The sequence below is a fragment of the Streptomyces sp. PH10-H1 genome (assembly GCF_030063355.1).
Classification (GTDB): Bacteria; Actinomycetota; Actinomycetes; order Streptomycetales; family Streptomycetaceae; genus Actinacidiphila.
Window position 1 is genome coordinate 1 of record NZ_JASISZ010000076.1, and the last position, 11,840, is coordinate 11,840.

General features: G+C 71.6%; 10 protein-coding genes and 1 pseudogene. 3 read left to right on the forward strand and 8 right to left on the reverse strand.

Features of this window, described 5'->3' with window-relative positions:
• Positions 1 to 154: 154 nt before the first annotated feature.
• Positions 155 to 715, reverse strand: coding sequence for a MarR family winged helix-turn-helix transcriptional regulator (locus QMK24_RS32810; protein ID WP_283470509.1), 561 nt, complete (start codon positions 713 to 715; stop codon positions 155 to 157).
• Positions 716 to 829: 114 nt separating this feature from the next.
• On the opposite strand from QMK24_RS32810, the gene QMK24_RS32815 reads away from it, so the two are divergent.
• Positions 830 to 2,134, forward strand: a complete 1,305-nt coding sequence (locus QMK24_RS32815) for an MFS transporter (protein WP_283470532.1) — start codon at positions 830 to 832, stop codon at positions 2,132 to 2,134.
• A 353-nt stretch (positions 2,135 to 2,487) separates the two neighbouring features.
• Here the strand turns inward: QMK24_RS32815 and QMK24_RS32820 are convergent, their stop codons facing one another.
• The gene (locus QMK24_RS32820) at positions 2,488 to 4,182 is read right to left on the reverse strand and encodes an ATP-binding SpoIIE family protein phosphatase (protein ID WP_283470510.1); all 1,695 of its coding nucleotides are present in this window, start codon (positions 4,180 to 4,182) and stop codon (positions 2,488 to 2,490) included.
• A gap of 192 nt (positions 4,183 to 4,374) precedes the next feature.
• Positions 4,375 to 5,745, reverse strand: a complete 1,371-nt coding sequence (locus tag QMK24_RS32825) for an NAD(P)/FAD-dependent oxidoreductase (RefSeq protein WP_283470511.1) — start codon at positions 5,743 to 5,745, stop codon at positions 4,375 to 4,377.
• Positions 5,746 to 6,039: 294 nt separating this feature from the next.
• Here QMK24_RS32825 and QMK24_RS32830 point away from each other — a divergent pair, with 294 nt between their 5' ends.
• Complete coding sequence (locus tag QMK24_RS32830; protein ID WP_283470512.1) at positions 6,040 to 7,023, forward strand: TetR/AcrR family transcriptional regulator; 984 nt, start codon at positions 6,040 to 6,042, stop codon at positions 7,021 to 7,023.
• A 102-nt stretch (positions 7,024 to 7,125) separates the two neighbouring features.
• Positions 7,126 to 8,925, forward strand: a complete 1,800-nt coding sequence (locus QMK24_RS32835; RefSeq protein ID WP_502962686.1) for a sigma-70 family RNA polymerase sigma factor — start codon at positions 7,126 to 7,128, stop codon at positions 8,923 to 8,925.
• Here QMK24_RS32835 and QMK24_RS32840 read toward each other — a convergent pair.
• The 5 genes and pseudogenes from QMK24_RS32840 to QMK24_RS32860 all read right to left on the reverse strand — a co-directional run.
• Positions 8,912 to 9,643 carry a DsbA family oxidoreductase gene (locus QMK24_RS32840; protein ID WP_283470513.1) on the reverse strand — a complete coding sequence of 244 codons (732 nt, stop codon included), beginning with the start codon at positions 9,641 to 9,643 and terminating at the stop codon, positions 8,912 to 8,914. The two genes, QMK24_RS32835 and QMK24_RS32840, sit on opposite strands and share 14 nt — an antisense overlap.
• Positions 9,644 to 9,699: 56 nt before the next feature.
• Positions 9,700 to 9,981 carry a hypothetical protein gene (locus QMK24_RS32845; RefSeq protein ID WP_283470514.1) on the reverse strand — a complete coding sequence of 94 codons (282 nt, stop codon included), beginning with the start codon at positions 9,979 to 9,981 and terminating at the stop codon, positions 9,700 to 9,702.
• Between the two features lie 31 nt (positions 9,982 to 10,012).
• On the reverse strand, positions 10,013 to 10,456 hold the full coding sequence (locus tag QMK24_RS32850; RefSeq protein WP_283470515.1) for a hypothetical protein: 444 nt from the start codon (positions 10,454 to 10,456) through the stop codon (positions 10,013 to 10,015).
• Positions 10,457 to 10,927: a hypothetical protein gene (locus QMK24_RS32855; protein ID WP_283470516.1), complete on the reverse strand. Its 471-nt coding sequence runs from the start codon at positions 10,925 to 10,927 to the stop codon at positions 10,457 to 10,459.
• An 89-nt stretch (positions 10,928 to 11,016) separates the two neighbouring features.
• Positions 11,017 to 11,724 (reverse strand): annotated as a pseudogene (locus tag QMK24_RS32860) (ATP-binding protein); the annotation flags it as partial.
• Positions 11,725 to 11,840 lie beyond the last annotated feature (116 nt).

An 11,840-nucleotide genomic window follows, 5' to 3' on the forward strand; every position in this document is an offset into this window, starting at 1 on the left:
CATTCCGAAAACGCACACGAAAACAAGACGACTGATCGTCGTTCGTTCGAATGAGTGTTAACGGAGTGGCTGCCTCGGGACCGACTCGCGTCGGCGTTCACCGGCGGGCAACTCGGAGAACACTACGCAGCCATCCGCAGGGTGTCAACTTGGGTCAGTCGAGGTCTTCCAGGCGGCCGCCCGCGTCCGGCTGGGTGACCTCCACGCGGCGCAGCAGGCGCTGGAGCATCTCGCCCAGCACGGCCCGTTCATCCGCCGAGAGGTCCTGGAGCAGGTCCGTCTCGAAGGCGGAGGCCATGCGCATGGTCTCGAGCCACTTGCCCCGCCCTTCGTCGGTCAGCTCGACGATGACCCGCACCCGGTTGGACTCGTCGCGATCGCGCGTGACCAGTCCCTCCGTGACCATTCGGTCGATGCGATGGGTCATGGCAGCCGGGGTGAGGCCGAGCCGTTTGGCGAGGTCACCGGGGCCCAGGCGGTACGGCTTGCCGACGACGACGAGCGCCTTGAGGACCTCCCACTCGGCGTTGCTGATGCCGAGGGCGGAGAGGTGCCGGCCGTAGCCGACGTTCATACGGCGGTTGAGCCGGCCCAGGGCCGTGACGACCTTCTCGACCTGGGGGTCCACCTCGGGAAACTCACGCTGGTAGATCGCGATCTGTTCGTCGAGGTCCAGCTCTTGCGGGGGACTGGCGGGACCGTCTGCTGCTGGCATGGGCCGAGTATCGCACGTAACCGCTTGGCACTAAAGCCCTTCTCTGTGTACTCTTTAGCTTCTAACTTTAACTCTGAAGTCTTCGAGACTCAACGACAACCTAGGTAGGTGAGTGTGACCACCGAGATGGGCGCGGCTCTGCGCCGGATCCAGCTGGGCAACGCGCTGAGCGCGTTCGGCAACGGCTTCACGGTCCCGTTCCTGTTCATTTACGTGGCACAGGTACGGGAGCTCGGCGCGACGACGGCGGGTGTGGCGCTGACCGCCTACGCCGTGGCCGCGCTGTGCGTGCTGCCGTTCACCGGGCGGGCCATCGACCAGCGGGGGCCGCTGCCCGTGGTGATGACCGGTGCGGTGCTCGCGTCCATGGGCGCGCTGGGATTCGGGCTCGCGTCGAGTGCCGCGACCGTGGTCGCGGCGTCGGCCGTCATGGGTGCCGGGGTCGCGATCATCGCGCCGTCGCTCGCGACACTCATCGTGTGGTGCTCCACCACGAAGACCCGGTCGCGGGCCTTCGCGACGCAGTTCTTCCTCAACAACCTCGGCCTCGGCATCGGCGGCCTCATCGGCGGCCTGATGGTCGATACCTCGCGGCCGGACAGCTTCACGCTGCTGTTCTCGATCGAGGCCGTGATGTTCCTGGTGCTCGGCGCGGTGGTCGCCACCGTACGGCTGCCGCGGACGTCGCGGATCGAGTCCGCGCCGTCGGACAAGGCGCCGGGCGGGTGGCGGCTGCTGCTCAAGGACCGGGCGATGGTGCAGCTGTGCGTGCTGGGCGGCGTGATGTTCTTCGCCTGCTACGGACAGTTCGAGTCGGGGCTCGCGGCCTTCGCGACCGAGGTCACCCGGATCCAGCCGGCGACGCTCGGCATCGCCCTCGCGGCGAACACGGCCGTCATCGTCGCGGCGCAGTTCCTGATCCTGAAGACGGTCGAGCGGCGGCGGCGCAGCCGGGTGATCGCGGCGGTCGGCCTGATCTGGACGGTCGCCTGGATCGCGGCCGGGGTCTCCGGTCTCATCCACGGCAGCCACGCGGTGGCCACGGTGACGCTGATCTCCACGTACGCGCTGTTCGGGCTCGGCGAGGCGATGCTGTCCCCGACGGTCGCTCCGCTCGTCGCCGACCTGGCGCCGGCGCGGATGATCGGGCAGTACAACTCCGCTTTCGCGCTCGTGAAGCAGCTCGCCCTGGCGATCGGGCCCGCGGTGGGCGGCCTGATGGCGGGCGCCGGGATGTGGGGCGCCTACATCGGCATGCTGGTCGCGTTCTCACTCGGCATCACGTGGCTGGCCCTCCGAATGGGCCGCCGCCTCACCCCGTTCCAGGACAACCCCCACGCCGCGCTGCCGTCGCCGACGGCCCCCATCCTCCGGCCGGCAGCACCCGCCCAGCAGCTCGAAGCCCCCGTCGGAGCCTGACACCCTCCGGGCGGGGCTTCGACGGACTTACGCCAGCCAGACTGCCGCCGCCGCACGCGGCGGTGCGCCGTCTCGCGGTCCGGAACAGGTGGGGCGCCCACCCGTGAGGACGTGAACGACAGCCGCCGGGCCGGGCGCCGTCGGGCGGACGGCACCAGCCGCGTCAGCAACGTCGTACAGCCTCGGCACCGGCCGGTGCCGCATCCGCCCCCGGGGCCCCGGCTATCCCCGCGCGGCTCTGCCGCCGCCAGTCGTTTGGTGGGAGCCCCGGACGGTGGGCGGCCAACCGCGTGCGTCGTCAGCGTCGTAGAGCCCCGGCGCCGGCAGGTGCCCCATCCGCCCCCGGCCCCCGGCTATCCCCGCGGGAGGGCGAATTCGCACCAGACGGCTTTGCCGCCGCCGGGCGTTCGGCGGGAGCCCCAGCTGGAGGCGATTGTGGCGATGATGGAGATGCCGCGGCCGGCTTCGTCGGCGGGTTCTGCGCGGCGGCGGCGGGGGAGGTGGTCGTCGCCGTCGGTGACTTCGATGATGAGCCGGCGGTCGGTGCGGCGGAGCCGGAGCTTCATGGGCGGGGTGCCGTGCTGCAGGGAGTTGGCGACCAGCTCGCTGGCCGCGAGGACGCCGAGGTCGCGGAGTTCCGAGGGGAAGCGCCAGCTGGACAGGACGCCGGTGGCGAAGGCGCGGGCGCGGGGGGCGGCTTCGATGCCGCCGAGGAGTTCGAGCGAGGCGTTGCGGAAGAGTTCGGCGTCGGCGCCGGTGTGGTCGGGGTACTGGAGGACGAGGACGGCGACGTCGTCGTCGTGTTCCGAGGTCACGCCGAGGGCGCGGAGCAGGCGGTCGCAGATGACCTGCGGGGTGCCGGTGGCGCCGGCGAGGGCGCGCATGAGGGCGTCGATGCCCTCGTCGATGTCCTCGCCCCGGCGTTCCACCAGACCGTCGGTGTACAGGACGGCGGTGGAGCCGGGGGCGAGGGGGATCGATCCGGAGGTGTGGACCCAGCCGCCGGTGCCCAGCGGGGGCCCGGTGGGCTCGTCGGTGCGGTGCACCCGGCCTTCCGGGTCGCGGACGAGGATCGGCAGATGGCCGGCGGTGGCGTAGGAGAGCCGGCCCTCGCTGGGGTCGTGGACGGCGTAGACACAGGTGGCGATCTGGGTGGCGTCGATCTCGGAGGCGAGGCCGTCGAGCAGCTGGATGACCTCGTGCGGAGGGAGGTCGAGCCGGGCGTAGGCGCGCACCGCGGTGCGGAGCTGGCCCATGACGGCGGCGGCGCGGACGCCGCGGCCCATGACGTCGCCGATGACGAGGGCGGTACGGCCGGCGCCGAGCGTGATCACGTCGTACCAGTCGCCGCCGACCGCGGCGTCGGTGCCGCCGGGCTGGTAGGTGGCGGCGACGCGCAGGTCGTCGGGCTGTTCCAGTTCCTGCGGGAGGAGGCTCCGCTGGAGGGTGACGGCGGTGGCGTGGAGCCGGCGTTCACTCTCCCGGAGGCGCTCGGCGGCCTGCACCTGGTCGGTGACATCGGCGGCGAAGACGAGAACGCCGCGCTTGGCCTCGGCGGCGTCCTGGGTGCCGTCGGGCTCGGCGCCGGTGTGTACGGGGGTGCAGGTGAAGGTGAAGTAGCGGTCCCGGTCCGGCAGCGTGACCTTGCGGGCCTTGACGGTGCGCGGCTTGCCGCTGCGGTGCACCTGGTCCATGAGCGGGAGCAGGCCGAGCTCATGGAGCTCGGGCAGACCGTCACGGGCGGGTTCACCCGTTCTGCGCGGGCCGAAGACTTCGGTGTACGCCTCGTTGACGTAGGCGATGCGGTGCCCGGCGCCGTAGGTGACGGCGATGAGCGCCGGGACCTGGCTGAGGACATCGTGGACGGAGAGCGCGTCGACGGCGTACGCCGGCGCTTCGGGATCTTCGGGATGCTCGGCGCGGGCCGCGGGTACGGCGGATGCGGCGGATGCGGCGGGTGGGGCGGGTGCGGCGTCGGCCGTGCGACCCGACGCGGCCGTGCGTCGCTGCGTGCCGGGGAGCCGGGAGCTCCAGCGCGTGAGGTTCACCGAGCTCCACCTCGTGATGTTGCTTGGGGCAGCCCGGACCACCTGGCTCTGCGCGGGGGTACGGGGGGTCGTTCCCCGGGAGAATTCAGCAAACGTCCGATTCCTCGTAATTGTCACTCTTTGCAGGTGCTGACGCACGCATGGTCACACGTCCAGTGTGGCCGACCCGCGGCCCCGGGGGAATCGGATGGCTCAGGGCGCGTCCGGCTTGGGGCCCCCTCCGGCAGCCAGTTCGAACTCGGCGCGCGGGTGCTCCAGCGAGCCCAGCGAAACGATTTCCCTCTTGAAGAGACCGGACAGTGTCCACTCGGCGAGCACCCGCGCCTTGCGGTTGAACGTGGGCACCCGGCTGAGGTGGTACGCCCGGTGCATGAACCACGCGGGGTAGCCCTTGAACTTCCGGCCGTAGATATGCGCGACGCCCTTGTGCAGGCCGAGGGAGGCGACGGATCCGACGTACTTGTGCCGGTACTGCTTCAACGGCTGCCCGCGCAGCTCCGCGAGGATGTTCTCGGCGAGGACCTTGGTCTGACGGACGGCGTGCTGCGCGTTGGGGGCGCACTCCTTGCCGGGCTCGTCCGCCGCGAGGTCCGGGACGGCGGCGGCGTCGCCCGCCGCCCAGGCGCCGTCGACGCCCTCGATCTTGAGCGTGGCGGTGCTCCTGAGCCGGCCGCGCTCGGTCAGCGGAAGATCGGTGGCGGCGAGGATCGGGTGCGGCTTGACGCCCGCGGTCCAGACGACGGTGCGGGTGGGCAGCCGGGTGCCGTCGGAGAGCACCGCGACACGGTTCTCGCAGGAGTCCAGCCGGGTGCCGAGCCGCAGGTCGATGTTGCGGGCGCGCAGCTCGCGGATCGCGTACCTGCCCATCTCCTCACCGACCTCGGGGAGGATCTTGTCGCTGGCCTCGACGAGCACCCACTTCATGTCCTCGGGACGCAGGTTGTGGTAGTAGCGCGAGGCGTATCGGGCCATGTCCTCCAGCTCCGCGAGCGCCTCGACGCCCGCGTACCCGCCGCCCACGAAGACGAAGGTGAGCGCGGCGTCGCGCACGTCGACATCCCGGGTGGAGGAGGCGATGTCCAGCTGCTCCAGGACGTGGTTGCGCAGGCCGATCGCCTCTTCGACGGTCTTGAATCCGATGGCGAACTCGGCGAGACCGGGGATGGGCAGAGTGCGGGAGACCGAGCCCGGGGCGAGGACGAGATGGTCGTACGGGATCTCGATCCCCTCGGTGCCCGCCTCCTCGGTGGCGAGGGTGGCCACGGTCGCGACGCGCTTGGAGTGGTCGATGCGCTGCGCCTCGCCGACCATCAACTGGCATTTGTCCAGGACGCGTCGCAGCGGAACGACGACGTGCCGGGGTGAGATCGATCCGGCCGCCGCCTCGGGGAGGAACGGCTGATAGGTCATGTAGGGCTGCGGGCCGACGACGATCACTTCCGCTTCGCCGCGCTTGAGCTTCCGCTGCAGGCGCAGGGCGGTGTACATGCCGACGTATCCCCCGCCGATCACGAGAATGCGCGGGCTTGGCTGGGCGCTTGGCTGGGCTGCCGACTCCGTCATTGCTCCATGACGCAATGGATGATGGACGTTTGTCCACAGGGCGTACCGCAGTGATTCACTGGATACCTGGATTCGGCTGGTCAGGGATGTGTCGTTGACCGGGCAAAGGCGGTGAAAGAAGAACGGACCGGCCCGCTACTCCGATCGGGGACGCGCCGGGCGGAACGGACCCCCTTCTTTCTTGACCTGGGCTCAACTATGTTCGTACTCCATCGGGGTACGTTCGTTGTGCGCCGGTGATCATTACGGGTGGGGAGTCTCCGGGGGGAGACGTCATAACCGGGGGATACACATATGCACATTCAGGACTCTCAATGGACCGTAGCGGCAGGCGCGGAGGGCAACCGCGGTGTAGGCCGCGCGACCCCGCTGCGGGTGGACGCCCAGCGCAATCTGGAACATGTGCTGCGGGCCGCGCGTGAGGTATTCGGGGAGCTCGGCTACGGGGCGCCGATGGAGGACGTCGCGCGCCGGGCCCGGGTGGGCGTCGGCACCGTGTACCGGCGCTTCCCGAGCAAGGACGTACTGGTGCGGCGGATCGCCGAGGAGGAGACCTCCCGGCTGACCGAGCAGGCACGGACGGCTCTGGGGCAGGAGAACGAGGCGTGGTCGGCGCTGGCGCGCTTCCTGCGGACCTCGGTGGCCTCGGGTGCGGGGCGGCTGCTGCCGCCGCAGGTACTGCGGGTCAGGACCGGCGTGTCCGGCATCGCTGACGTGTCCGGCGTGTCCAGCGTGCCGGGTGTTTCCGGTGCGTCGGGTGCGTCCGGTGTTTCCGGCGCGTCGGGCGAAGAGGCACGGGTTCCGCAGCAGCGGGTGCCGCTGAGTGCGGCGGTGGATCCGGCGGGGCCGTCGGTCGACACCTCGGTCGACCCGTCGGCTGATCCGTCGGTCCATCCGCTGGGAAGCCCGCTGGGCGATCCGGCTTCCGCGCTGCGCGCCGCCGTCCTCGGCGGTGGCGGGGAAACGGAGAGTGCCGGGATCCCGGCACTCCTGGACGTCGTCGGACAGCTGGTGGACCGGGCGCGCGCCGCGGGCGAACTACGGGGTGACGTATCGGTGGCCGACGTGCTGCTGGTGATAGCGACGGCGGCGCCCTCGCTGCCCGATCCGGCACAGCAGGCGGCGGCTTCCGCGCGGCTGCTGGAGATCCTGCTGGACGGGCTGCGGTCGCGTCCCGGGGAGCGTGCCGCGGAGCGCTCCGCAGAGCGTGCGGAACGTACGGGGGACGGCTCGCGGGCTCCCTCCGAACTCAGCTGGAGCACTGCCCCGATCGAGTGAGCAGAGCGAAAATTGAGGTTCCGGTGAGCGAATCGCTCCCCGGACGGGTGGTTCCCTGTCGCGGCATATCTCGGGTTGGGCCGGGTGTGAAACTCTGGCGCGGTGGATGAGGCGAACGGCGAGTCGAGCGCTGCTGCGAGTGCGGAGGCGGGCGAGGGACTGCCATCGCGCCGTGTCCCGGTGCAGCGCGAGCCGGAGCCTCAAGTACCGCTGTCGGACGCCGATCTGGTCGCACGAGTACGCGGCGGCGACGACAGCGCGTACGAGGAGTTGTACCGGCGGCACGCGGACGCGGTACGCAGTTGTGCCCGCAGCTGCTGCCGGGACGCGCACACCGCGGACGACCTGACCGGCGAGGTGTTCGCGCGCACGCTGCAGGCGGTGCGCGGCGGCAGCGGTCCGGATTCCGCGGTGCGCGCCTACCTGTTGACGACGGTACGGCGGGTCGCCGCATCCTGGGGGAACACCGCCAGGCGCGAGCAACTCGTCGAGGACTTCGCGGTGTTCGCGGTGTCCGCGGCGGGCTCGTCCACGAACGAGGACACGCTGGATCTGGGCGCCGACGTACGCGCCATGCACGAGGCCGAGCAGTCGCTGGCCATCCAGGCCTTCCGTACGCTGCCCGAGCGCTGGCAGACGGTGCTGTGGCACACCGCCGTCGAGGAGGAGTCGCCGAGCGAGATCGCGCCGCTGCTCGGCCTGACGGCGAACGCCACGGCGGTACTGGCGCACCGGGCCCGCGAGGGCCTGCGGCAGGCGTATCTGCAGGCGCACGTCAGCTCGACGCTGACCGACGGGAGCAGTTGCGCGCGGTACGCGGACCGGCTCGGCGCGCACGCGCGCGGCGGCCTTCGGATGCGCGCGGACCGGGAGTTGAGCAAGCACCTCAAGGAGTGCGAGCGGTGCCGGGCGGCGGCGCTGGAGCTGGCCGACGTCAACTCGGCGCTCAAGGGCCTGCTGCCGGTCGCGGTCATCGGCTGGTTCGCCGCGGCGTACGCGGTCAAGGTGGCCGGAATCGTCGCCGGCGTCGGAGCGGCGAGTGCCGCGGGCGGTGCGGCGGCCGCCGCGTCGGGCGGCAGTGCGGGTGCCGGGGCTGGTGCCGCCGGCGGCGCTGCGGCCGAGGGACTCGGCGCGCCCGCGAAGGCCGGGATCGTGGCGGCCGTGGTGGTCGCCGCCGCCGGTCTGGCGTTCGCCGCGATGAACATCGGGGACAGCTCACCCGCCCCCAAGCCGCAGGCCAAGCCGGCGGTGGTGGCACCCGTCACCGCCCCGCCCCCACCGCCCGCCCCGAAGCCCAAGCCGTCACCGAGCCCCGAGCCGCCGCCGAGGACGACGCCCCCGGCTCCGAAGCCCACCCCCAAGCCCGTCGTTCCCGTGGTGAACCCGAAGCCGAAGCCGGCACCCACGCCCACGCCCACGCCCGCACCGAAGCCCACCCCTACGCCCTCGCCGACCCCGCCCTCCGCCCCGGCCGTCTACCAGGTCAACCAGCTGGGCTGGACCGGCATCGGTGACAACACGAAACCGACGGTACGGCTCGCGCGGAGCAGCTGGATCTGGGACCGCTGGGGCCTGCACATCGGCGGCGATCAGTACAGCCACGGCATCAGCGTGAACGCGCCGTCATCGGTGCTCATCGACCTCAACCGCGTGTGCACGACGTATGACGCGCTGGCCGGCGTCGACGACATGACGATGGGCCTCGGCGCGGTCCGGTTCTCGGTCTACGGCGACAACGGGCGGCTCTGGCGGTCGCCGGTGGTGCACGGAGGCGACGCGGCGGTGCCGGTGAGCGTCGGGATCGCCGGGCAGAAGACGATCCGGCTGGTGGTCGAGGCCGCCGATCCGTTCGAGATCGTGAACATCGCGGACTGGGCGCAGTCCAGGATCAGTTGCCGGTAGTCACGCCGGTGTGCGGGACTTCGCAGGCTCCGTCGGAGCAGGCGTCGCCGTCCGACCCGGTCACGGCCGCTCCGGTCACGGCCGCTCCGGTCTCTTTCGCGACCTGTTCCAGGACGCGGAGGAACGTGGACGTCTCCTGGCCGCCCTGGATGGCCCACTTGCCTTCGAAGACGAAGGTCGGGACGGCCGTGATGCCGCGCTGCCGGGCCTCGTCGATCTCGGCTGCCACCTCGTCGTGAAGGTCGTCGCCGTCGAGGAACGCGACGATCGGGTCGCGGTCCAGGCCGACGGCCACGGCGGCATCGGTGAGCTGCCCGCGGTCGCCGATGTCCAGACCCTCGCCGAAGTGCGATGCGAGCAGCCCGCCCTTGAGGCGGACCTGCGCCTCGGGTCCGTACGTGTCGAGTACGAAGCGCAACAGGCGGTGGGCGAGCAGCGAGTTGTTCTCGATGACGGTGTCGAAGTCGAAGGTCAGGCCCTCGGCCGCGCCGAGCTGGGTGATCCGCTCGTCCATGGCGGTGGCCTGCGGCCCGTACTTGTCGGCCAGCACCTTACGGTGTGGCAGCGGCTGCCCGGGGGCACTGGGGTCTAGCTGGAACGGCCGGTAGACCACTTCGACGGACGCAGCACCCGGGAAAGCGGCAAGGGCGCGCTCGAAGCGGCTCTTGCCGACGTAGCACCACGGGCAGGCGATGTCGCTGTAGATCTCGACCTTCACGGACACTCCCAAATTGCTTGAATGATCAATATTCGACAACGGTGACGGATTGGGAACTATTCCCCGGCCGGTGCCGATGCCGGTGCGGGCGTCCGTGCCGGTGCCGCTGCGGGCGTCCGTGCCGGTGCGATGGCTGCGGATGAGGCCAGGAGGTCTGCCGCGGCCGCCGGGTCCAGCCGTGCGCCGTCCGCGCGGGCGGCCTCGTAGCCGGCGTCGCCCAGCGCGGCGCGGGCGCCCGTCTCCGCCTCGCGGAAGCTCTCCGGCTCGGGGACCGTGCGGGGCAGCAGCGCAGCGCCGACGCAGCCCCGTGCAGCCGGGCCGCGGTCCCCGCCTCGCACAGCACGACGAGGAGCTCGGCCCCGTACTCCATCAGGCCCGCGACCATCGGCTCCGTGCAGCCCGTGTCGATGCCAGCCGCAGCGTGGCGCCGGCCTTGGCCAGCGCGTCCCACAGATCACCGTCCGCCGCCGCGATCCGGGCGAAGAGACTGTCGACGACCACCGCGAAGACCGGCGGCGTAGTGCCCCGGCCGGCCTGCTCCCGGGCCAGCTCGCACAGCCCGCGGGCCCGCTCCACGTCGCCGCGGCGCAGCGCGAGCAGCGCGGACACGGTGCGGACGTAGTTCCGCGCGTCCATCACCCCGTACCGTTCCGCCTCGTCCTCGGCCCTGCGGCACAGTGTCTCGGCCGCCGCGTCATCACCCGAACGGATGGCCAGCTCGGCCAGCCTCCCGATGATGAACGGCCCCTCGCCGCGCGCGCCCAGCTCCTCGCAGAGCCGGAGCGCCCCCTCGAAGTCCGCGCGGGCCGCCACCTACTCGCCCCGCATGACCTCCATCTCGGCGCGCGCGCCGTGCACCTGGGCGAGGATCCGGCGGTCACCGACCCGGTCGCTGAACGTCATCAGCTCGGCCCAGGCGTCGTTGGCGCGGACCAGTCCGCCGGGCAGGTCGATGGTGACGTGCGTACGGAACAGCAGCGCGGCCGACAACTCCCAGTCACCGCCGTGCTCGCGGCAGTTGTCGACGACCACGTCGGTGCTCTCGCGGAGCGCCACATGGCCGTCGCCGACATAGCTTGCGATCGGCCACAGCAGGCCCGGGAAGCGGGCGGCTGCCGGTCCGGCCTCCCGGTACGCCGAGGCGATCTGCCCGGCCGTCGCGCGCACCTGCGCGGTGCCCAGGAACTCCTCCGAGGCATGGTCCGTGCTCACGAAGTACATCAGCAGCCGGGCGTCCATCCGCTGCCAGAAGCACGGGCCGTCCCGATCGCCGGGTTCACTCACTCCGGTGACCCGCGGACGCCGTCCTCTGCGCCGGTTTGGGGGCCGGTTTGCCTGCCGCCGGGCTCTGTTGTGCCTTCTGTGTCCTCGTGCCCCTTCTGCGGCTGCGCCGCGACCACCAGGGACTTGTCGACCAGCTGGCCGATCAGCTCGATGACGTCGTCCCCGCCGACGACCGTCTCCGCGGCGCCCAGCGTCCAGCCGCCCGCGAAGACGCTCAGACTGCGCAGCGCCGACCGCTCCGCCTCCGACAGCAGGTCCCAGCTCCAGTCGACGACGGCCGGCAACGTCTGCTGGCGCGGCAGCAGCGTGCGGCTGCCGCTCGTGAGCAGCTTGAATCGGTTGTCGAGGCGGTCGGCGATCTGGCGCGGGGACAGCATGCGGAGGCGGGCCGCGGCGAGTTCGATCGCCAGCGGCAGACCGTCCAGCCGGCGGCAGATCTCCTCGACGGCCGCGACGTCCTGCTCCGGGTTGAACCCCGGGCGCACCGCCACGGCCCGCTCGGCGAACAGCCGGTGCGCCGTCTTCGGCGACAGCGGCTCCACCGGCCGCACCGTCTCGCCCGGCACCCCGAGCGGCTCCCGGCTCGTCGCCAGCACCGTCACTCCCGGGCACGCGGCGAGCAGCTCGGCCGCCAACTCGGCGGCGGCGTCGATCACATGCTCACAGTTGTCCAGCACGAGAAGCAGCCGGCGGTGCGCGCAGTGCTCCAGCAGCCGCACGGTCGGATCGCCGGGCTCACTGCCCGCGCCCGCCATGCCCTCGCGGGTCACCCCGAAGATCGTCGTGTCCCGGCTGCCGCCGAAGGGAACGGGGCCACCGGCGGAATCACACGCTTCTGTGGCGCCGAGGATGAGCTACCGCACGGGGCCATTCTGACTGGTCGCTTGCGGTTTGCTTGTGGGTCGGGGGCCCC